The organism is Nocardia sp. NPDC057455 (assembly GCF_042802775.1).
Lineage (GTDB): Bacteria > Actinomycetota > Actinomycetes > Mycobacteriales > Mycobacteriaceae > Nocardia.
The window spans coordinates 30827-52598 of sequence record NZ_JBHVDM010000008.1 but is presented as its reverse complement, the minus strand read 5'-3'; the positions used below and the strand labels follow the sequence as shown (position 1 = coordinate 52598).

The window sequence follows — 21772 nt, the reverse complement described above, 5'->3', positions numbered from 1 at the left end:
TGCTAAATCCTCTTTCTGGTGGTGGGTGTCGCCGCTACCGCTCGTTGAAAGTCGACCAGCAACCTGGCCACGTCGTCGGCGCAACTCATCGAACAGCTGAGCACCGGAAGATCGGTGAGGTAGTCGAGGAAAACGTCGAGCGACGGGGCCGCGACGCGCCTGTGGGCGGTCACTCCCAGCCAGTCTTCGCCGTACAGATTGTCGTCGAGAGAGAAGCAGTTCCGCTCGATGACGGCGGCGGCATAGTCGGGTTTCGCTGCCTCGCAGTCATATTCGGCCGACAAGTCGATTCTGGGCAGGATCACACCGGCAAGCGGTGCTTCCGGCACCACCTGAACGCCGAGATAACGATCGACCTCCTCGGAACTCAGCTTCAGCTTGTCCTCGCCCTGGAACCTGTCCCAGTCCGATCCAGGGCCGGGGAAGCCGGCACGCACGGACCATCCCTCGAAACCGGTGACCCCCAGAACGTCGAGCGAGCCTTTGTTGACGGCCAGCGGCAACGGGCACGCGGTGACTCGATAGTGCGAGCCCTGCGTATCGAGATGCATGCGGTCGTTGCCCATCCATCCACCGGTGGGCAACAGCCGGGCCAGCGCGATGGCCGTCGTCGACTTACCCGCCCCCGAATCACCGATCACCAGGTAGGCGCTGCCCTCGGAGACGAACGCCGATGAATGCAGAATCAGGGAACCGTCCGCCTTGGCGTACCTGGTGGCCACATCACGGATCACCCGGGTCAGCCATCGGTCGCCGAGACCTGTCGGAGGACGGACGATGGTGACGCGACGATCGGTGCGCACGACGGCCGCGACCTCGTCGGAGTTGACGTCCTGAAGTGTGAAGACGGTGTGCTCATCGAGATCGAAGCGCGGCAGCCGGAAGTCTCTGGTGAGTTCGTACTCGTTACGCGTTCCCACCGACGCCGTCAGGAGCAACTCTTCGATTTCCGCATCGCCGCATACCAGGTCGACGATCGTCAGGTCGGGCTCGTGGTCGTCCCGAACCTCGCAGACATTCAACATACCCGGGGGGTGGAAAGTCTCGGTCACCAACTCATCGGCTCCCGTCGAAGCCGTGACGACCTTCAGCAGATGATCGCGGACCCGGAACTGCCGTATCGTCGCGCCGCGCGGCGCGCCGGCCGAATAATCACTGACCTTCATCATTTGTTCCCTTGCGTTCGCCCTGCACGTCATACCGCCAGATATCCACCGTCGACCGGAAGGTCGACGCCGGTGATGAAACTCGCCTCCGACGACAACAGGAACGCGATCGGCGCCGCGATCTCCGCTGGGTCTGCGAAACGTCCGAGCAGGAACTTGCCGCCGTGCTCCGGCGCTGCTTCGGCCGCCGGACGGTCCAGACCGAGAACCTCGCGGTGGTAGCGCGCGTTGTTCGCGTTCCACACGGTTCCGGGGCTCACCGAATTGACCCGTATGCCTCGCGGCGCCAACTCCTGTGCCGCGCAGCGGGTGAACCCCAGCACAGCCGCCTTGCTCGTGTTATAGGTCAGATAGCCCTCCTGCGCGATGTGCGCCGAGATGGAGGCGATGTTCACGATCGCAGCGTCGGCTTCGTGCGGTGGCAACCCGTTCACGAAGGTCTGCGTAACCAGCGAGAGGCCGATGATGGTCGGATCCAACGCGGACCGCCATTGCGCGGGGGTAGCTTCCACTCCCGCGAAGACGAAGCCCGCGGCGCAGTTCACCAGCAAAGTGGGCGGGGACCAGTCGCCGGGCGCTTCGGCGAAAGCCGCGGCCACCGCGGCCTGGTCGGTCACGTCACCGACTGCCAAGTGCGCTTGCCACCCCCGTCGGCGGAATTCATCTACCGTGATGCGACCATGGTCGGCGCTTTTGTCATAGATCACCACGCGACATCCTTCGCCGCACAGCCGCTCCGTGACCGCGGCGCCGATTCCCTGCGCGCCACCGGTAACCACCGCGGTACGACCGGCGAATCTGCTCGAAGAACTCGTCATGTGTCGGTACCTCTCCCATCGGCAGTCCAACGCCGCACCCGGTCGACGACCGCGTCGCGGCTGAGATCTTCGGTAGCGCCGAAGGGAGCTACCGTTTTTTCGGAGTCCTCGCGCAGATTGCGATCGTCGGCCAGCGCCGCGACCGCCGCCATCGGTGTTCCGCGATCATCCAGTGACCGGCCCAAGGCCGTGCTTTCCAGGCCATGGCCGTCGGCGGCCGCGAAGTATTGCCAGCACTGGAACATTCCTTCGAGATGGCCCGCGGACAGATGCACCCCGTTGCGGCCCTCGGACAAGTCGACGCCGTACTTCCGACCCAACGCCCCTAGTGCGCCACGCAACGAATTCACCTTCGCCGCATCGGGATTCAACGCACCTAGGACGTCCGCGCGCAGATCTGCGATCTCCCGATAGCTGTGGCACTCGATGAGCCCCACCAACGCGGTGGGATCGAGGTAGCTCGACGTCAGAGCGGGCACGAATCCGTTCAGCACCGCGATGGGCACTCCGTTCAATTCGATGACCGAGGCATAAGAGCCCGAACCCAGCTTGTGGATGCCGGCTTCGCGACAACGGGCTTCCAACGTCGTCGCCGACAAGATGGTGTCGTAGGCGCCCGCCTGGAACGCGCCCACGGCGAAGCTCGCCTCGGACCGCGCCAGAAGCGATACGAGTTCCCGTTTCGCGTCCGAACACAGTCCGCTCGGTCCGTCGGTCGCGATCCGGTGCAGACGGGGGTAGTGCCGGAGCAGGAATCCCAGCTCCCCGAATTCTTTGGCGGGCATGAGCGCGCAGCGCAGGATGGCCACGTCCGCCGCTTCGAGTACCCGGACGACCTCGGCCATCGCATCGACCGCGGTGTCGGTCCGCAGAACCTCCGGCTTCACCAGCGTCACGAAATGGGTGCCGTCATCCGCCGCCGGTGTACGCATGGCACCGGTGTCGCGGCGCGCACCGCTTCGCTGCGCGTCGGCCACAAGGCAGTGGAGGCCGTCGGTGCTCATCATGATGTCGCGCCCGACTCGATCGATGCGGTCACCGCATCGCTTCCGCTCTCCCCCATCACCGGGATGCGCAGATCGTCACCCAGTTCACGGAGCCGATGGATGTCGAACATCCGCCGCACCACCGGCCCCTGCCAGCGATGGACCACCTGCTTGCCGTCGCGCACCTCGGACAAGTAGTCGAGATCGTGCGGACGTAGCCGATCGAGCAAGCCTGCAGGGACCCGCCCCGGGAACACCGCGTCGGTGTAGTGCAGTGCGAAGTAGACTTCCGGGGCGAAGCCGAGGCGGTCGGCTCGCGCGGGCAGTGCGTCGAAGTCGATGCGCGGACAGTGCTCGCCGGTGCTGAGCGCCAGAATATCGACCAATTTGTAGAGCACCAGGTCCTTGAGTGCCAGTACCTCGTTCCGGTGCACGGCCTCCCTGGCCAGATGCAGACAGGTGAAGATGAACATGTCGATCGGCGCGATCACGGTCAGCCCGCCGAGCTCCATTCGATCGTCGAGCAGGGCCGAAACCGCACTGTCACTTCGGTTTCCGGTCATCAGATCTACGGAGAAGTGCATATCGAGTCGATGGCACTCCAGTAGCGAGGCGTCCGGCGTCGGCTTCATGTACGAATACGTCTGGTGCGAGTGCACCGCCATGTGCAACACCTGGCGCCGCGGCGCGGGTCGCACCGAGCCGGTGGCGTAGTCCCAGCTGCCCTGGACGTAGCCGGCCTCATGCAACGCCGCCGTCGCATCAGGAAGTCGCGCCCGGTCGACCAGCAGATCGTTGTCGTTGAATGTCCGCATGCCGGGGTCCGGGTACGCCATCTTGGCAACGGCGCTGCCTTTGAGAACGGCACTGCGCACTCCGGCCTGTTGCAGGATCCGTTGCACCTCGGCGGTACGTGCGGTCTGTTCCTCGGCCATCACCCGCTGACCGCCCGCGGTCACCTTCAGTGATTTGAGGAAGTACGCGCAGGGCAGTGTCTGCCGCTGCTGGATCGCGTATCGAACTACGTTGTGCCAAGCCACACCGATGACTCGATGGACGGTGAGCATCCCGAGCACTTGATTCCAGTCCAGTGGCGTGTTCAGCAACCGGAGCATCGCCCCGACGTCGTCGGGACGGGGGTCCGGAAGCGACAGCAGGAGAACCAGTTCGATCTCGGGGGAGACCGGCTGTGCCATGGCCTACCACCTTTCGGGTCGGAAGTCGTGCAGGAATGAGGCGAGGTCGCCGCGCAGGTGCCAGGTAGCGGCCGCGATCGCCGCCAGGTCGGCATCCTCGGGGGCGGCACTCACCGCGCAGGCGCTCAGCATTGCCGCGTCGCCCGCACCGTCGCCGATCGCGAGCGTCCGGCCGAGATCCGGCTCGCCGAAGCGCCATCGCATGTGCCGGGCGAGCGCCGCGGCCTTGCCGGTGCCGGTCGGCCGGACAACCTCCGCGCCGAACGGACCGATCGACGCGACCTCGCAATCCGAACCCGCCACCAGCTCCGGCACCGGCGTGGCGCTCCGGAACACGGTTACCGCGGTGACCGGTGCCCCGGCAGCGGCGGAGTAAATCGGCACCGTGATGTGGCGCCGCGGCACGCGGTAAACCATCGCGAACTGCGTCGCCGCGCGCGTGGTGGTGGCGTGGAACTCACCCGACCACTCCGCGACCAGATCGATGTCGGGATCATCGAGCAGGCGATGGAGTACCTCGTGCGGGCAGGTCCGCAGGACGGTCAGCACATCCGTGGACATGGCCAGCCGGACATTGCCGTCGCTCAGCAGCACGGCGTCGTCCACTTCCGCGAAGAGGTCCCCCAGGTGACGCAAATTGCGGAACGAGAGAGCGGATCGACCGGTCACCAGCACCGGCACCACTCCTTGTGCCCGCAGAGCCGAGAGCCCGGCGACCACTCCCGCATAGGGCCGGTCGCAGGCGTCGATCAAGGTGCCGTCGAGATCGATGGCGGCATAACGGATCTTCATCTCAGTGCTGCGACGAAAGCCTGGAAGTCGTGGAGTCCGGCAGCCTCGGTGGCCGGCCGGCGAGGACTCTTGAACAGGAAGGCGCACGCGTCGTCGAGCACACCCGTCATCCCCTCCGTACGTGCCGCCGCCGCCACTCGAACCGCGTTGGCCAGCACCCCGGCGGCATTCGGACTGTCCTCGACCTCCATCCGGATCTCCAGCGACAGAGGTGTGTCGAGCACCGAGTCCGCCTCGATCCGTAGAAAACAGATCTTGGTGTCCTTCAGGTGTGGCACGAACCCGTTGGGACCCGCCGCGACCGTGCTGGCGTCGATCCCGGCGGCTGAGAGCGCGCGCCGCTTGGAACGCTGCTTGCTCGCCGAACGACCCGGGTCGGCCAGATTCAGGAAGTCCGTGTTGCCACCGACGTTCAGCTGATAGGTGTTGACCACGCGCAACCCCCGCGAGTGCAACAAGTCGAGTAGAGCGGTGTGCAAGGTGGTGGCGCCGAGATGACTGCGCAGATCGTCACCGAGCAAGGGAACGCCGCACTGCTCGAACAGCGCCACCAGCTCGTCGTCGTGGGCGACCGGCTCAGGCGTCGCGTTGACGAACGAGACACCCGCGAGAGCGGCTGCCCTGGCGTACATCTGCACCGCCTCGGTCGAACCGGTCGGCAACAGACAGATCAACACCTCCGCGCCTGTCTCGGCCAATCGGCTGCGGACGACGTCCGGATCCAGTTCGGCGCTGTCCGGGTGGGGTGTGACGATTCCGCTCAGCGGACCACTCAAGCCATCGAGCAGGGGTCCCGCCTCCACCGCCACTCCGACCGGATCGACCGAGACGTGAGCGGTCGCCGCGATGGGCGACTGGAAGACGGCTTTGCTCAGATCCAATCCCACCTTTCCGGCATCGACGTCGAAGGCGGCGACGAACTCGATGTCGGCGAGGCCATAGCCCCCGATGCGCTCGTGCATGATGCCGGCCAACGGCATCGGACGCTGCCGGGCCAGGGCGACCACCTGCGTGAGACTGGACATGCAGGACCCGACTCCTGCGACTGCTACCGCGAGAGACTTGTTCATGGCGTGACGTACTCCTCTCTGTGACCTGGGACTCGGTCACTGATCCAGGCCAGCAGGTCTGGAAAACCCGGGATGCCGAAGTGGCTCTGGAGGTAGTCGGGAGTGCCGACGATGTAGGGGTACCGATCGGGCACGCCGACGCGGAGGAACGGGACGCCGCTGCCGGTACCGGCGATCGCCTCGGCTACCGCGCTACCCAGGCCCCCGATGACGGAGTGGTCCTCCATGGTGATGATCGGCATCCGTTCGGCCACCATTGCCGCCACCGCGGCGGCATCGAACGGCTTGATGCTCGGCATGCTCACCAACCGCACGTTCACTCCGACGGCGGCGAATTCTTCGATCCAGCCGCGGGCGACCGTCAACATGTTCCCCGTGACGATCAGCGCCGCGTCGTCGCCGTCGACCACGGTGGCAGCTCGGCCGAGCGTGATTCGAGTGCCCGGCGCGTGAATCTGCGGCAGGTCCTGGTTCTCCAGCGGGAAGCGCACATACACCGGCCCGTCGATGTCATGGCACTGCTCCAGCAACTGGCTGGCCTCGGTGATGTCGCCCGGACAGACGATGGTCATGTTGGGCAGGGCACGCATCACCGCGATGTCCTCGATCGCGAGGTGGGCGATGCCGGACGCGCTCCGGGTCAGACCGGTACTCGTGCCGATGAGGCGTAGTTTGGTCCGGGCGAAGGCAGCGTCCACGCGGATCTGGTCGAAGGGCCGGTAGAGCAGGAAGGTGCTGCAGTTCCAGAGATAGACGGTTTTGCCGGTGGATGCGAGCCCCGCGGCGATCGACACAGCGTTCTGCTCCGCGATGCCCACGTTCAGGAACCGGTCGGGGTAGGTCGTGATGAACGGCTCGGTGCCGTCCAGCTTGCCGTCGGCGACGACGAGATAGGTGTCCCCGGACCGGCGCCCCTCGCGAAGCAAGAGTTCGCCGACTACTTCGCCGACCGCGGTCATCGGAGTTCCCGCAGACTCAGTACGAGCTCACCGAACGTGAGTCTCCGGTAATGCCACGATGCTTCGTTCTCCATCATGGACACCCCCTTTCCTTTGATCGTGTTCGCGATGACGACCTTCGGCCGATCCTGTGGCGCCAGCAGCGCCGCCTCCAGTTCGGGCACCGAATGGCCGTCCACTCGGTGGCACTGCCAGCCGAATGCGGTGAAGCGCTCGCCGAGATCGGTGGTGACCACGCTGCTGGTCTCGAACGAACCCTGAAGCCGGTTGTCGTCCACGATCAACACCAGGTTGTCCAAGCCCAGCGTGGGGGCCAGCATCGCCGCCTCCCAGATCTGGCCCTCCTGGCACTCGCCATCCCCGACCAGCACATAGGTGCGATAGTCTCGGCCGTCGTGCTTGGCCGCCAGTGCGATGCCGATCCCGATCGACGGACCCCGCCCGAGCGGCCCCGAATCGGCCTCCAGCCCCGGCAGCCCGTATCGGGCCACGATCGCCGGTACCTCTCCGCCGTCGACGTTGAAATCGTCCAACCGCCGCCGATCGATGATCCCGGCAGCCGACATGGCCAGATAGATCGCGGCCGCGCAATGGCCTTTGCTCGCGATGAAGCGATCCCGATCCGGCCAATCCGGACGCTCCGGATCCAGCCGCAGAACCCGCAGGAACAGGGTGTAGACGATCTCGATCGCCGAGAGATTCGATGGGATGTGCCCGGTCACCGCTTGTGCGGTCATACGGATGGCCTCTTGCCGCAACTCCTTCGGCGTAGTCATCGATCCGTCCCCCCGGCGACTCGTGCTTCGTGTTTTTTGATATCCCGGCTGGCCCGGCGACGGCGTACCACTTCGGACACCGGTAGCGGATGCGCGTCGTCCCAGGCGATCGTGTTCTCCATCAGCTCACGTACCACCGGAGTCATGCGCTCGAGGTAGCCCTCTTGCCGCATGAATCGCCACGAGGTGTGACCGCCGGTCGGTTCGTCGGCCGCCTGGAGGTTCACGTGCAAGGTGCGGCGCACCACTCCCGCGGCTCCCGAGCCACGATGCAGCGCATGATGATTCATGAACAGCACGTCGCCAGGGCGGCACCGCACGGTGACCTCGCCCGGCAGCGGATCCGTACCATGGGCCTCCACCTGTGCGCGCTCGACATCTGTCAGCGGTCGTCGGTGGGAACCGGGCACCACGCGGAAGCAGTCGTCGGCGGTGAGACAAACGTTGAACTGCACATGGGTGCTTCGACCATCCGGCGCGTACCGGTCGGTCTCCATGTTGTCCTTGTGCCAATTCAGTTCGTAGTCCACCGACGTGGGTTCCCACAACGCATGCGCGGTCCAGAAACGCAACTGCTCGCCGAGCACCGCGCGGACGAATCCCATCACGCCCGGATGGTCGAATATCTCCGCAAATGCCGGGTCGTACAGGCCGGGATCGAAAATGTGGCTGACCCCCCACGTGTCCGTGTCGTGCTCGGCACGCAAGGTGTACCGGCTGTCGTAGGCCCCGGGGGCCGATCGCACCCTCGCGGCGATGCGGTCCACGGCGGCCCACCAGCGTTCGCGCGTCGGTTTGTCGAGCACCTGTGGAACCAGGGCGAACCCCTGATCCGTGAAGGCGCGAACATGCTGATTCATCGCATCGCCTTCTTCGACATCGCTGGTATCCCGCACGCGACCGCTTCCGTTGTCATGGGGTTGACGATCTGTGGCCAATGGGCGCTGTCACCGGAGGCTTGGATGACCAACTGGCGCCACCAGCGCTCCAGGACCGGCCATGCCTCGAGTCCGTACCGGTCACGCAGCATCGTCTCCGTCTCTCGAAGCAGCCGGCTCGCCTCGCCGATCTGCTGGTTGTCGACCAGGGCACGAACTAGCTGGTAGCGCAGCCGTTCCGCGGTCGGCATGGCCGTAATCGCGCGGCGCAGTTCGGGAATGACTCGGTGCGCCTGTCCCGAACCGAGTTCCAAATCTGCCCACCGATCCAGGACCGCGGCTCGGCGCTCACCCAGCTGCCTGATCTCGATGTGGCGCAGGCCGGGTGCCGTCACGTCGGACAGCAGATCGTTGTGCCACAACGTCAGTCCTCGGTGCAGCAGATCCGCTGCCTCCCGCGTGCGACCTTCGGCAGAGGCCCGGTCGGCGTCGATCATCAGACGGTCGAACCGATACAGGTCGAGGGCGCCCTCCGCGACCCGGATCGAGTAGCCGTTCGGCCCGGTGACGATCGGCATGGGGATCGCCCTGACGCCGCGGGCCGGCTCACCGAGGGAGCGAAGCCGTGAAACGCAGTTCTGCAGCACAGCACGCGCGGTCTTCGGTGGCCGGTCTCCCCAGATCCGTTCGATCAGCATCTCCGCCGTCACCGTCGTATTCGCATTCAGCAAGAGAGCGGCGAGCACGTTGAGTGTGTTGCCTTTGGGGACGTCCACGGGTTTGCCACCGCGCCGGACCTCCAGCACACCGAGCACCCGGTAGGAAAACGTCGAATCGGACTCACCGGGCTGGACACCGAACCCGCGCGCCCCCGGCTGTGGATATTGTTCGAAGCTCACGGATACCTCCTGGATGGCTGCCCGGCTGATCATTCGTCGCGATCCCCGGAGTCGGGGTGATCCATGAATTCGCCTTCGCCTGCCGCCATCCGCAGTATTCCGGCCGCACCGACTGTCAGAGCCGCCCTGTGGCCGAGCAGAACAGTCGTAGTGTGCAATTCACGGATATTTCTCAAGATTTTTCTCTCGGTATCCGGGTCCACGGCGCTGGTGGCTTCGTCCAGTATCAACAGAGAAGGCTTCTCGAGCAGCGCCCTCGCCAACGCTATGCGCTGCCGCTGCCCACCTGACAGCCCGGCACCGCCGGAACCGAGAATTGTTTCGTATTTCATCGGCAGAGTACTGATGAAATCGTCTATCTCGGCGATTCGGGCGGCCGCGCGCACTTCGTCCAGGGAAGCTTCAGGAGAACTCAGTGCGATATTGTCCATGATGCTTCCGGACAAAAGAGTGCTGTTCTGGTCGACATACCCGATGCACTTGCGGTACTCGATCGGATCGATCTCGGACAGATCCGTCTCGTCTATCAGAAGTCTGCCCGACGTAGGATCGAGCAGGCCACCGATCAGCATGCCCAACGTCGATTTCCCGGATCCAGAGGGGCCGATGATCGCCAAAACCTGCCCGGAGCCGACTTGGGCGGTCACCTCCCGTACCGATTCATCGGTGGCGCCCCTATAGGTGTACGACAACCGTTCCAATCGAACCGTCGGCGGTGGGCCCCCTCGCGTCAGACCTCGCAGCCCGCCCCGCTCGGCGGGACTGGTCAGGACATCGTTCATGCGTTGCAGATCAGGCGTGAGTTCTATCAAGGCGTTCGACGCCAGCGACAGGTTCGACATCGAGACGAACAACCCGGAACTGAGCGCGGCGAGGGAGATGGTGGCGGACAAGTCGGCGCCGCTGTGTACCGCGAAGAACAATCCGGCGAGCAAGACCATCAGCGGAGCGGCGAACTGGAGCGTGGCGGTGAACGACGAGATCGCTCCGGCGTGACGCCGCTGCCGCGTCCCGGTCGTCAATTCGTCGGAGAACGAATTCAGCCAGCGGGCATGGACGACACTTTCCGCGCCCAGCGCTTTCACGGTCGTCATGTTGGTCAGGATTTCGTGTAGTTCGCTGGCCGACTTGGTGCGCGCCTCCAATACGTCCGAGGACAGCTGCCGCTGCCGCCGCCAAGAAGAGGCCGTCACGAGCGCGAAGCCGGCGATGCAGGCGACTATCGCAAGCGCCAACCAGAATTGCCTGATTCCGATCACCAGCACATAGCCGAGAACCATCAGGGCGTCGAAGACCGCGCCCACGGTGGTCACCGAAATCACTTGCCTGAGCCGCGCGGTGGACCGCACCCGCTGGGCCAGATCACCCGGATGCCGCGAGGAGAAGAACTCCAGCGGCAACCGGCTGAGTCGGCTCATCAGCAGGTGCCCGGCACGTTCCTCGAGCAAACTTTGAATCGAGACGATCAACCGTGACCGGGAGAAGTGCAGCAGTCCGAACGAGATGATCGCGAACAACAACACCGCCACCCATCGCAGCCGGGCGTCCAGGCTGCTCCGCACCACATCCGGTCCGGCGTTCACCAACCGGCCCAGCAGGAACGGGAACGCCAGCGCGTAGACCAGAAGCAGCGCAGAAGTGGCTGCGGCCCACAGCCACCGCCGCGTGCGGGGTAGGAAGGCCGCCGCGACGGCGACACTCTCGTTGCGCTCGGTCTCCGACGCCGCACGGAGGGCTGGCGTCACTGCTTCTTCGGTGAACTCCAGAGCGATGCCGGTGAAATCGGTGTCGGCTTCGTTCCAGCCGATTCTCCGGCGTCCCACCGCGGGATCGATGATGAGGAGATGAGACCGGGTAGCCCGGACCAAGACGACGAAGTGGTTGAAGCGCCAGAAGAGAATCGCTCCGGAGGTGAGGTGGGCGAGTCCAGCCAGGTCGGTGCGCACTCCGCGGCCGTCGAGCCCGTAGCGCCGGCCGAGTTCCAGAAGTTTCGATGCGGACACACCGTTACGGCCGCTTTCCGCGTCCTCCCGCAGTTGTCGGGCCGAAACATGGACGCCCCGACTTGCCAACACCATGCGCAGGCACGCCGGGCCGCAGTCCGCTGCCGTCATCTGCGGATAGAAGGGCACTTCGGTCCCGCCGGACCACATGCCGCGCCCGAGTCCGTACGGATCACGGCCGCCGCGCAACACCACCCCTCCGAAAATGCCCGCGCGGCCGTAGCGGTCGAGTGACGCCTCACGGAACCGCAGCCGGCCCGTGGGCTGTTCGCTGTTTTCGGCGAGCATGTCCTGCGTCATCGGCCCACCAATCCGCCGAGAAGGTCGGTGGACTCGGCCTCCGAGAAGGTCGCCGAGTTCGTCTGCAAGACGACCGCGAACGCATCCCCGGTATCGCGTACCTTGAGCGACACGGGCCTGGTCAGCGCGTAGGGTGCGAAGAATCGTGTTGTCGGCACCACGTCGAACTGCTTGCTCTGGCTGTGGGGTTTGAAGGCGTCGATGTAGCTGAAGACCGGAAAGGGACGCCGCGGAACTCCTCGACGCACCTCCAGGTCACGCAGTTGCCTGCTGTCCACCTGCTGATGGGCTGCCGCGCGGATGAGCCGACCGGTGACCTTGTCACGCCAGGCGTCACCGGCCAGATCGACCACGATCGGACGGAGGGTCGAGAACATACCGGCCTGATGCGCCAGGGTTTCCGAACGGATCGTGCAGAAGACGTCGACGAGCGTTGTCCGAGGCTGATATCTCTGCCAGGCAGTGAGCAGACGCTTCAGGAACACCACCGAGGAACCCCAAGGCCCGGACGCCGCGGTCCTTTTCAGCTCGTCGTAATCGGAACCCGCGATGACGGCTTTGTGGCTGCGTGGACGTGCAGGCGGAATCTCGGTACAGCCGGCGAACGCCTCGTCCGGCAGATCGAACTCACCTTCCCAGTGACGCCGCGCCGACGCTTCGGCCGTCGGCGTCAACAGCGCTTCATCGACGGCGGCCTCGTAGCGGTCGGCGGGAGCCGCCGGAGCGTCTCCGCGGGCGGCGCTCAGCACCGTCGATCGCAGGGCATTGATCACCAGAACGATCGAAGCGCGGTCGATGGCGACCTGCTGCAGCGAGACGACCAGCTGATATCTGCGCTCCGCGAGCTTGATGACCACGAATCGGTAAACTCCGATGCGATCCCAATCCCAGCTCACGGCATCCTGATACAGGAGATTCTGCACATAACGCGACTGCTGGGCGGTCGCGGCATCCGAGACATCGTGGAATTCCACTGCGAGATCGTGACGGTCGAACGGCTCGATCTCCTGTTGGTAACCCCGCTCCGCCGAACCGGAGAAGCGCAATCGCAACGCCGCGAATCCGCGCACCACAGCTTGTATGCCGGAGAGAATATGTTCGGGTCGCACATGATCGGGAAACGTCATCGTGAAGCCGAGATGGCTGCTCGAATGCCCCGATACCTCCTGATCCAGCAGCAGATCCGTTTGACCGGCCAGCACGGGAAACTTCATGTACAACCTCGAGTGAATTGAATCTTCTGATGATCGACTGGAGAGCCATGAGGCCCCGGACGCGCGCGCCCGGAACCTCATGGCCGGTATCCCGATCCGGGTCGGATCAGGCAGCCCCGGGGCAGGCCACAACGAACCCACCGACGATGTCGTCGAGGCTGTGCTCATCGATGGTCTCGATGTTCACCTTCTTGAAGTTGATCTCCATTTCCTTTCACCTCCTTCACTGTTGTCGGGAAAGCGCAGACCCGGCGATATGCGGGTGCGAGATCCGATGGCGAATTGCCGAGGTGATGGCGGGTCGCTTCATGAGGGCGCCCAATGGAATAACCGCAACGCGCGGAGATCGTGCCGAGCCGCCGAGAGACGGGCTCTTTTTCGCGCCCGCCGATTCGATTCAGGCAGGAAAATTTGTACTGCGAATGCACGCTACGTCCACCCCCCGATCGAACACTGCAAACAAGAATGCCGTGGAAAAGCATCTCGAATCGGACTTTAGGCAGACAGCGAATCGATCACAACCCCCCGCAAGGCTTCCAGCCCGATAACCGCAGGACAGCGGGGCGGGACGACTGTCCGGTCCGGACATCGACGCGGGCCTCCGGTCACGCTGGATGCGCGACCGAGCGGTGCCCCCAGTCGGACTCGAACCGACACTGGGCGGATTTTAAGTCCGCTGCCTCTGCCAATTGGGCTATAGGGGCGTCCGGGACAGCGTACCGAGTCGTACGGCTGTACCGGAATTCCGACTGTTCGTCGGGGTGGCGGGGCGTCGGCCGTGGGCGGGCGCCGGACGGCGCGGTCGGGTGACCGGTGCCGGTGGCGGTTGTTTCGAGCCCGGGTTGGCAAGCGTCCCAGAGAACTAGATCGGTGACGGCGGGCGGGTGTTAGCGTTCGCCGATCAACTCGGCGTGTCGGGCGTCAGCGCCGGGGCGGCACCGGGATTCGGGCGAGGTCGGTGGCGATGTGGATCTCGCCGGAGAAGTACTTCGCCGCTTCGGCCAGGTGCTCGTCGAGATCGCGGTAGCGCTGGGAGAAGTGGGTGAGGACAAGGGTGCGCACGCCCGCGTCCGCGGCGGCCCGCGCGGCTTGGCCCGCGGTGAGATGGCCGTATTCGACGGCCAGGTGTTCGTCGACGTCCAGGAAGGTGGCCTCGATGACGAGCATGTCGACGTCGGCGGCGAGTTCCCGGACGCCGGGGCACAGCCGGGTGTCCATCACGAAGGCGAAGCTCTGCCCGGCCCGGGGTTCGCTGATCTCCGCCAAAGTGATTGTGCGACCTTCCAACTCGACGCTGCCACGCTGTTGCAGTTCGGAGATGATCGGGCCGCGTAACCCCAGGGCCCGCAACCGGTCCGGCAGGATGCGCCGGCCGGGCGGCTCGCTCAGCCGGTAGCCGAAGGTGTCCACCGGATGCGAGAGCCGCACCGCCGTCACCGTGAACGGCGCCCCGGGCAGGTCGACGGGACCGGCGGCGACGACCGGGCGCGGCCGCAGTTCAGCGCGATGATAGTAGGACGTCGCGTTGACCAGGCGGTCGTAGTACGCGGCGCCCGACGCCGGGAAACAGACGTCGACCGGATGCGGTACCCGATCGAGGTTGATCCGTTGCACCACTCCGGCCAGCCCGAGGCTGTGGTCGCCGTGGAAATGAGTGATGGCGATCCGGGTGAGCCCGGTGACGGTCACACCGGCGTAGGTCATCTGCCGCTGCGTACCCTCACCGGGATCGAACAGGATCGCCTCGTCGTCCCACCGGAGCAGGTACCCGTTGTGGTTTCGCTGTTTCGTCGGCACCTGACTCGCGGTCCCGAGAACAACCAACTCACGCTGCGACACGGCGTCAGGCTATCCGCCCACTCCCGAGCAGCCGCACAGGGTCGCGTTACCGGACGGAGTGAGCCTTCCGGAGCAGGGAATTGCGCCGGGAGTAGGCGAAGTAGACGACGAAACCGATCAGCATCCACACCACGAACCGCAGCCAGGTCTCCACCGACAGGTTCAGCATCAGCCACACGCACGACAGCACCGCCAGGATGGGAACCAGCGGCACGAGCGGAACCCGGAATCCGCGCGGCAGGTCCGGACGCGTGCGTCGCAGGATGAGCACGCCGATCGACACCAGCACGAACGCGAACAGCGTCCCGATGTTGACCATCTCCTCCAGCGTGCCGAAGTCCACGAACCCGGCCAGCAGCGCGCACGCCACGCCGACGATGATGGTGACCCGCACCGGTGTGCCGTTGTCGCCGGTGTGCGCGAGCTTGCGCGGCATCAGTCCGTCACGCGCCATCGCGAACAGCACCCGGGTCTGTCCGAGGTACATCACCATGACCACCGTGGTGAGCCCGGCGAGGGCACCGATCGAGATGATGTTCTTCGCCCAGGTGACGCCGTGGATGCCGAACGCCGTCGCCAGCGTCGCGTCGCCGCCCGACAGCTCGGTGTAGGGCACCATGCCGGTGAGCACGAGCGACACCGCGACGTACAGGATGGTGACGATCAGCAGCGAGCCGAGGATGCCGCGCGGCACGGCCTTCTGCGGATTGCGAGTCTCCTCCGCCGTCGTGGCGACGACGTCGAAGCCGATGAATGCGAAGAACACCAGGCTGGCCGCGGCGAGCAGGCCGTACCAGCCGAAGTTGCTGTCCCCGGCGCCGGTCAGATAGGAGAACAGCGACTGCCGCAGACCCTCGCCCCGCTCACCGGGCTGCGACGGCGGGATGTACGGCGAGAGGTTCGAGGACTTGAAATAGGTGAGGCCGACGACCAGCACCAGCGCGATCACGCCCAGCTTGATGGCGACGGCCACCGCCGACACCCGCGAGGAGACCTTGGTGCCGGTCGCGAGCAGCACGCCGAGCACGGCGATCAGCAGCACCGCACCCCAATCGAAGGTCACCGGGCCGAGGTGCGCGATCGGGGAGACGTCGCCGAGCACCTCGCCGAGGTACTGCGACCAGCCCTTGGCCACCACCGCCGCGGCGAGCGCGAACTCCAGGATCAGGTCCCAGCCGATGATCCACGCCACCAGCTCGCCGAAGGTGGCGTAGGAGTAGGTGTAGGCGCTGCCCGCCACCGGCACGGTGGACGCGAACTCGGCGTAGCAGAGCGCGGTCAGCCCGCAGGCGATCGCGGCGAACACGAAGGCGAGCGAGACCGACGGACCCGCGACATTGCCCGCGGTGCGTGCGGTGAGGGTGAAGATGCCCGCGCCGACCACGACGGCCACGCCGAAGACGGTGAGGTCCCAGGCGGTCAGGTCCTTGCGAAGTTTCGAGTCGGGTTCGTCGGTGTCGCGGATCGACTGTTCGATGGATTTGGTGCGGAACAAGCCGCCCCACCGAGACGAGACATCACCCGCCGGATCGGCTTGTGGCCCGGGGTTAGTCACGCGTTCTCCTTAGCTCGTGCTGCTGTGCTTGGTGTTCTGTACCCATACGACGAGTCGATGCACGCCGGCCGGGAATTCGCTGATCCATGGTGCGCTGGCGGCGGTGATCAGCCCCGCACCCACCATGACCGTCCCGGCGATACCGGAATAGGCGAACTCGTGACCTGGGTCATAGAACCGAGCCAAACTACCCGATATCCAGACAACCGGGAAAGACAGCGCCGCGGTGTTGCCGCTTCAACCATTCCCCGAAGATCTCACCTCGGGCGGCATTGTGGAGGATTCGTATGTTCTGTTCAGACGCGCCGGGCAATCGGATCGCGGCAGGTGGTTTGCCCACCGCACCACCGGGCACCCCGCAATCGGCAGGCAAACCAGCCACGGCCTACACCCAGAAAGCGCTGAGCTGATGGTTCACGTGGAAATCACCGTGCCGACGACACCGGAACAGGTCTTCGACGTCCTCGCCGACGGATGGCTGTTCTGCGCCTGGGTGGTCGGCGCCACGCACATTCGCGACGTCGACGGCGAGTGGCCCGGCGCAGGCTCCCGACTGCACTACAGCGCCGGCGTGTGGCCGTTCACCGTGAACGACACCACCCAGGTGGTGTCGGTGGATCCGCCGCATATGCTCGAACTCGAGGCCAAACTCTCGCCGCTGGGCGCCGCGTGGATCCGTCTGGAACTCGCGGAGACCGCACCCGGCGAGACCCAGATCCGGATGTACGAGCACGCCGAGCGAGGATTGGGCGCCCTGGTGCCCAACGTGCTGCAAGAGCTCCTCTTGGTGCCGCGGAACAAGGAATCGCTCTCCCGGCTCGCCGATATCGCGGTCGGCAAAGCACGCCGCGAGGGCAGCATCGAAGCCCCGCCCGGAGCGCAGACGCACGCCGAAGCCCGGCTGGACGGCCACGTAACGCAGAACTGACCGGTCCGGTCGCCGGACGGACGAAGCCCGATCAGGCGATCGACAGGGCGATGCCGTCCAGGATGTCGTGCTCGCTGACGATCAGCTCGGCGATGCCCGCGCGCCGGGACAGTTCCCGCGCGAGCACCTCGGTGATGACCGCGCCGCCGCCGATCACGTCGACCCGGCCTGGGTGCATCGGCCCCAGCGCGGCGCGCTGATCGTGGTCCATGGCGATCAGCCGGTCGCAGACCTGGTGGACCTGGTCCATGGTCAATCGGGTGAGATGCACCCGTTCGGAGTCGTATTCGGGAAGATCGAGCGCGACCGCGGCCAAGGTGGTCATGGTGCCCGCCACGCCGACCCAGGTGTGGGCGCCCTCGACAGGGACGTGGGTGAACGCTTCGGTCAACCGCTCGGTGGCGAAGGCACGGGCGGCGGCGATCTCTTCGGTGGTCGGGGGGTTGCCCGCAAGGCAGCGCTCGGTGATCCGGACGCAGCCGATGTCGGCGGAGAAGGCGGCCCGCACTCCCGCGCTGTCCCCGAATACCAGCTCGGTCGATCCGCCGCCCAGGTCCACGACGACGAAGGGACCCGACGCGCTGGACAGTTCGCCGATCGCGCCGGCGAACGACAGGCGCGCCTCCTCGTCGCCGGTGATCACCTCGGCTTCCGCGCCCGCGACCACGGCGCCGAGTTCGGCTCCGGCCATGGCGAAGAAGTCCTCGCGGTTGGCGGCGTCCCTGGTGGCGGAGGTGGCCACCATCCGTACCCGGCCGACACCCGCCTCGCGCATCAGCGCGGCGTAGTCGGCCAGGGCGGCGCGGGTGCGTTCGATCGCCTCGGGCGCCAGCGAACCGGTCGCGTCGACCCCTTGGCCGAGGCGGACGATGCGCATCTCGCGGTGCACGTCGGCCAAGCGCCCATCGCCGAGCACGTCGGCGATCAGCAGTCGGATGGAGTTCGTGCCGCAATCCACGGCGGCTACCCGGTCACTCATCACTGTGCTCCACTCTCTCGCGGACCGCTCGGCCGGGGCGCGGGCCAGTCGGCCGGAACGGCGGTGCCACGCAGACCGTGCTCGGCGGCCAGCGCCACGGCCTCGTCGCCGAGCGGGTTGACTCCCGGCCCTTTGGCCAGTGCGTGTGCGATCAGGACGTGCAGGCACTTGACCCGCTCGGGCATCCCGCCGCCGCTGAATTCCGTACCGAGCGATTCGATTTCGTCTCGTTCGGCCAGATAGCTCTCGTGTGCGGCCTGATAGGCGGCAGCCAGCTCCGGCTCGGCGGCCAGTCGCTCGGTCATCGCACGCATCACGCCGGCGGATTCCTGCCTGCTCGCCTCCGCGGTGAGCCGGGGATCGGTCAGATAGTAGAGCGTCGGGAAAGGGGTGCCGTCCGGTAGCCGGGGCGCGGTCTTCACAACGGCCGGGATCCCGTCCGGGGTGCGATAGGCGATGGCGAGCACGCCGCGCGGCGCACGGCCCAGCTGCTCGGCGATGATCGCGAGATCCTGGTCGTTCGGTGCGGTCACCTAGGTCCTTCCGGTGCTTGCGGTAGCGGGACGGCGTGCGGCGCCGGAGCGGCCGCCGGCGTCGGCTGCGGCTCGGCGATGCTGCGCCACAATTCGGTGTACCAGGGATCGGGTTCTCTGGCTCTGGTGGGCGCCGGCGGCGGGGCGGGCGCCTCGATGCCGGGCACCTGCACGATGTACGGCGTCTCGCCGGGCAGCACCAGGCGAAGACGGTCCCGCGCCTCGGTGCGGATGTAGGCCGGGTCCTGTTGCTGCGCACGGCGATCGCGCAACCTGGCCAGATCCGCCTCGAGTTCCTCGCGCTGCTGCGCCAGCTGCGTGGCCTCGGCGCGCTGGGTGAAGTACGTGCGCATCGGCACGGCGAGGGTGAGCGCGAGCCCGCACACCACCATCGCGAGGATCACCGCCTTGCCGGTGGAGAGGCCGAGGAACGTATGGTCGTGCCTGTCGACGGCCGAACCCCGCGCGCTCTTGCGCGGTTTCGGCTTGTCCGTGGTCTCCGATCGCCTGCGCCCGCGCTTGGCCGCCGCGTCGGCCGGGCGCGATTCGGCGGCACGCGACGTGCGGCGGTCCCCACGTCCGGCCGGACTGGTCCCACGCGCACGTCGCTCCGTCATCTCACGCCTCGGTCTCTGCTTCGCGGTACTCCCGGGGCCCTGAGTGGTTACGCACGCCTACCTCCTCAGGGCCCGTCGCTCGTACCGCAGGTCAGCTTTCGAACGCGAAGCGAGGAAACGCGACGTCGCCGGCGTAGCGCGCCGAGTCGCCGAGCGCGTCCTCGATGCGCAGCAGCTGGTTGTACTTGGCGACGCGCTCGCTGCGAGCGGGGGCGCCGGTCTTGATCTGGCCGCTGCCCACCGCGACGGCGAGGTCGGCGATGGTGGTGTCCTCGGTCTCGCCGGACCGGTGCGACATCATCGTCTTGTAGCCGTTGCGGTGCGCCAGCTCCACCGCGTCCAGAGTCTCGGTGAGCGTGCCGATCTGGTTGACCTTCACCAGCAGCGCGTTGGCGGCGCCCTTGGCGATGCCCTCTTCCAGGCGCTCCGGGTTGGTGACGAACAGGTCGTCGCCGACGAGCTGGATCTTGTCGCCGATCTGGTCGGTCAAGCTCACCCAGCCGTCCCAGTCGTCCTCCGACAGCGGGTCCTCGATGGAGACCAGCGGGTAGGCGCCGATCAGGTCGGCGTAGAACTGCGCCATCTCCTCGGCCGAGCGCACGGCGCCCTCGAACTTGTAGCCGCTGCCGGAGGTGTAGAACTCGGTGGCCGCGACGTCGAGCGCGAGCGCCACGTCGCTGCCCAGCTTCAGGCCGGTCTTGTCGATGGCCTCGCTGATCAGGTCGAGCGCCGCCTTGGTGCCCGCCACGTCGGGTGCGAAACCACCCTCGTCACCGAGGCCGGTGGACAGGCCCTTGGCCTTGAGCACCGACTTCAGCGCGTGGTAGACCTCCGCGCCCCAGCGCAGCGACTCCTTGAAGGTCGGCGCGCCGATCGGGGCGACCATGAATTCCTGCACGTCGACGCCGGTGTCTGCGTGCGCGCCGCCGTTGAGGATGTTCATCATCGGGACGGGCAGTACGTGCGCGTTCGGACCGCCGAGGTAGCGGAACAGCTCGAGCCCCGAGGACTCGGCGGCGGCGCGGGCCACGGCCAGCGAGACACCGAGCAGGGCGTTGGCGCCGAGCCGGGACTTGTCCTGCGTGCCATCCAGGTCGAGCAGCACCTGATCGACGGTGCGCTGCTCCACGGCGTCCAAGCCGATGACGGCGGGCGCGATCTCGTCGAGCACACCCTCGACCGCCTTGCGTACGCCCTTGCCGCCGTAGCGCTCGCCACCGTCACGCAGTTCGACGGCCTCGTGCTCGCCGGTGGACGCGCCGGAAGGCACAGCTGCGCGGGTCAGGGTGCCGTCGTCGAGAGCGATCTCGACCTCGACGGTGGGGTTACCGCGGGAATCCAGGATCTCGCGAGCTCCGACCTGTTCGATGATGGCCACGAAAACGACACTCCTTCGGCTGCTGACACGGTTGGTCTCACGGGATGGGCCGTGCGTTGCCGAGCCTATCGTCCCGGCAGCGAGGCGGGTAACCGGCACTCCGGGGACCGGAGGTTCACACCCGGCGGCCGACGCTGTAGCTCGCGGCTCGATCGCGCACCGTCAGCAGGTAGCTGTGCGACTGGTTGTAGGTGAGTAGCGCTCGCTGCCAGCCGTGCTCGGAAGTGAGATCGCCGCCGCTGGCGCACAGGTATCTGGCGGCGGTGAGCGCGGCGTCGTCGATGTTCTGCGGATCGGCGGCGCCGTCTCCGTTCGCGTCGACACCCCAGCGCTTCCAGGTCTCCGGGATGAACTGCAAGGGGCCGACGGCGCGGTCGTGCACCGGATCGTCGTCGAGGGCGCCGCGGTCGGTGTCGTCGACCAACGCGACGCCGGGCGAGCCGTCCAGCGGGATGCCGATGATCGGCGGGCGGATCGCGCCGTCCTCGCCGAGCTTCGCACCGCGATGGGTGCCGTGCCTGCTCTCCACGCTCGCGATGCCCGCCAGCGTCGTCCACGCGATGCCGCAGTCGGGACGGGCCCTGGTCATCACGGCCGCCGCGTAGCCGTAAGCCTCCAGCGCGACCGACGGGATGCCCAGCCGGTCGGCCTGCTCGCCGGCCCAGCCGCGCAACTGGACGGCCGTGCGGCCGGGCGCGTCCAGGTCGATCGCGGGCAGCGGGGTGCCCGGCCCGGGTGGAATACCCTCCGGAATCGGGGTGCGGTCGATACCGCAGCCGACGAGCCCGAGAATCACCACGACGGCGGCCGAGACGCCGGTTTTTCGCAACACCCCTTCCATGATCCAGATGACGGCGACCGTGGGCGGCAAGCCGGTGGCGGAGTC

21 protein-coding genes and 1 tRNA gene are annotated in these 21772 nt (G+C 66.5%); 1 reads left to right on the top strand and 21 read right to left on the bottom strand.

The features are described from left to right. Positions 1 to 2 precede the first annotated feature (2 nt). From ACFU5M_RS05090 to ACFU5M_RS05015, 16 genes are all read right to left on the bottom strand, one after another. Positions 3 to 1166 (bottom strand): hypothetical protein, encoded by a 1164-nt coding sequence (locus tag ACFU5M_RS05090; protein ID WP_379043910.1) that lies wholly within the window; start codon positions 1164 to 1166, stop codon positions 3 to 5. Between the two features lie 29 nt (positions 1167 to 1195). Beyond that, positions 1196 to 1984: an SDR family NAD(P)-dependent oxidoreductase gene (locus ACFU5M_RS05085; RefSeq protein WP_379043907.1), complete on the bottom strand. Its 789-nt coding sequence runs from the start codon at positions 1982 to 1984 to the stop codon at positions 1196 to 1198. Continuing rightward, positions 1981 to 2916 carry a hypothetical protein gene (locus ACFU5M_RS05080; RefSeq protein WP_379043904.1) on the bottom strand — a complete coding sequence of 312 codons (936 nt, stop codon included), beginning with the start codon at positions 2914 to 2916 and terminating at the stop codon, positions 1981 to 1983. The genes ACFU5M_RS05085 and ACFU5M_RS05080 overlap by 4 nt, the downstream gene beginning before the upstream one ends. 71 nt (positions 2917 to 2987) lie before the next feature. Then, entirely contained in the window at positions 2988 to 4166 is a 1179-nt protein-coding gene (locus ACFU5M_RS05075; RefSeq protein WP_379043901.1) for a nucleotidyltransferase family protein, read from the bottom strand. 3 nt (positions 4167 to 4169) lie between these two features. Further along, positions 4170 to 4958: an HAD family hydrolase gene (locus ACFU5M_RS05070; protein WP_379043898.1), complete on the bottom strand. Its 789-nt coding sequence runs from the start codon at positions 4956 to 4958 to the stop codon at positions 4170 to 4172. Then, positions 4955 to 5983 (bottom strand): inositol-3-phosphate synthase, encoded by a 1029-nt coding sequence (locus tag ACFU5M_RS05065; RefSeq protein WP_379043895.1) that lies wholly within the window; start codon positions 5981 to 5983, stop codon positions 4955 to 4957. Before ACFU5M_RS05065 ends, ACFU5M_RS05070 begins: the two co-directional genes overlap by 4 nt. A 41-nt stretch (positions 5984 to 6024) precedes the next feature. Further along, positions 6025 to 6987, bottom strand: coding sequence for a transketolase family protein (locus ACFU5M_RS05060; RefSeq protein ID WP_379043892.1), 963 nt, complete (start codon positions 6985 to 6987; stop codon positions 6025 to 6027). Beyond that, positions 6984 to 7763 carry a transketolase gene (locus ACFU5M_RS05055; RefSeq protein ID WP_379043889.1) on the bottom strand — a complete coding sequence of 260 codons (780 nt, stop codon included), beginning with the start codon at positions 7761 to 7763 and terminating at the stop codon, positions 6984 to 6986. The genes ACFU5M_RS05060 and ACFU5M_RS05055 overlap by 4 nt, the downstream gene beginning before the upstream one ends. Continuing rightward, positions 7760 to 8623, bottom strand: coding sequence for a phytanoyl-CoA dioxygenase family protein (locus ACFU5M_RS05050; RefSeq protein WP_379043886.1), 864 nt, complete (start codon positions 8621 to 8623; stop codon positions 7760 to 7762). Before ACFU5M_RS05050 ends, ACFU5M_RS05055 begins: the two co-directional genes overlap by 4 nt. Further along, entirely contained in the window at positions 8620 to 9540 is a 921-nt protein-coding gene (locus ACFU5M_RS05045; protein WP_379043883.1) for a BTAD domain-containing putative transcriptional regulator, read from the bottom strand. Before ACFU5M_RS05045 ends, ACFU5M_RS05050 begins: the two co-directional genes overlap by 4 nt. A gap of 29 nt (positions 9541 to 9569) precedes the next feature. Then, positions 9570 to 11843, bottom strand: coding sequence for a peptidase domain-containing ABC transporter (locus tag ACFU5M_RS05040; RefSeq protein ID WP_379043880.1), 2274 nt, complete (start codon positions 11841 to 11843; stop codon positions 9570 to 9572). Continuing rightward, complete coding sequence (locus ACFU5M_RS05035) at positions 11840 to 13057, bottom strand: condensation domain-containing protein (protein ID WP_379043877.1); 1218 nt, start codon at positions 13055 to 13057, stop codon at positions 11840 to 11842. Before ACFU5M_RS05035 ends, ACFU5M_RS05040 begins: the two co-directional genes overlap by 4 nt. Positions 13058 to 13687: 630 nt before the next feature. Continuing rightward, positions 13688 to 13761, bottom strand: a tRNA-Leu gene (locus ACFU5M_RS05030). 217 nt (positions 13762 to 13978) lie between these two features. After that, on the bottom strand, positions 13979 to 14896 hold the full coding sequence (locus tag ACFU5M_RS05025; RefSeq protein ID WP_379043874.1) for a ribonuclease Z: 918 nt from the start codon (positions 14894 to 14896) through the stop codon (positions 13979 to 13981). A gap of 46 nt (positions 14897 to 14942) precedes the next feature. Then, positions 14943 to 16451, bottom strand: coding sequence for an APC family permease (locus ACFU5M_RS05020; protein WP_379043871.1), 1509 nt, complete (start codon positions 16449 to 16451; stop codon positions 14943 to 14945). A 9-nt stretch (positions 16452 to 16460) separates the two neighbouring features. Then, the gene (locus tag ACFU5M_RS05015; RefSeq protein ID WP_379043868.1) at positions 16461 to 16637 is read right to left on the bottom strand and encodes a hypothetical protein; all 177 of its coding nucleotides are present in this window, start codon (positions 16635 to 16637) and stop codon (positions 16461 to 16463) included. A gap of 223 nt (positions 16638 to 16860) precedes the next feature. Between ACFU5M_RS05015 and ACFU5M_RS05010 the strand changes: the two genes are divergently transcribed. Next, the gene (locus ACFU5M_RS05010) at positions 16861 to 17379 is read left to right on the top strand and encodes an SRPBCC family protein (RefSeq protein ID WP_379043865.1); all 519 of its coding nucleotides are present in this window, start codon (positions 16861 to 16863) and stop codon (positions 17377 to 17379) included. A gap of 31 nt (positions 17380 to 17410) precedes the next feature. On the opposite strand, the gene ACFU5M_RS05005 is transcribed toward ACFU5M_RS05010, so the two are convergent. The 5 genes from ACFU5M_RS05005 to ACFU5M_RS04985 form a co-directional block, all read right to left on the bottom strand. Further along, the gene (locus ACFU5M_RS05005; protein ID WP_379043862.1) at positions 17411 to 18358 is read right to left on the bottom strand and encodes an exopolyphosphatase; all 948 of its coding nucleotides are present in this window, start codon (positions 18356 to 18358) and stop codon (positions 17411 to 17413) included. Further along, entirely contained in the window at positions 18358 to 18891 is a 534-nt protein-coding gene (locus ACFU5M_RS05000; RefSeq protein ID WP_379043859.1) for a DUF501 domain-containing protein, read from the bottom strand. Before ACFU5M_RS05000 ends, ACFU5M_RS05005 begins: the two co-directional genes overlap by 1 nt. After that, on the bottom strand, positions 18888 to 19508 hold the full coding sequence (locus tag ACFU5M_RS04995) for a septum formation initiator family protein (protein WP_379043856.1): 621 nt from the start codon (positions 19506 to 19508) through the stop codon (positions 18888 to 18890). Before ACFU5M_RS04995 ends, ACFU5M_RS05000 begins: the two co-directional genes overlap by 4 nt. A 91-nt stretch (positions 19509 to 19599) precedes the next feature. Further along, the gene (eno, locus tag ACFU5M_RS04990; RefSeq protein ID WP_379043853.1) at positions 19600 to 20886 is read right to left on the bottom strand and encodes a phosphopyruvate hydratase; all 1287 of its coding nucleotides are present in this window, start codon (positions 20884 to 20886) and stop codon (positions 19600 to 19602) included. 115 nt (positions 20887 to 21001) lie between these two features. After that, entirely contained in the window at positions 21002 to 21727 is a 726-nt protein-coding gene (locus tag ACFU5M_RS04985) for a lytic transglycosylase domain-containing protein (RefSeq protein WP_379044106.1), read from the bottom strand. Between the last annotated feature and the right edge of the window lie 45 nt (positions 21728 to 21772).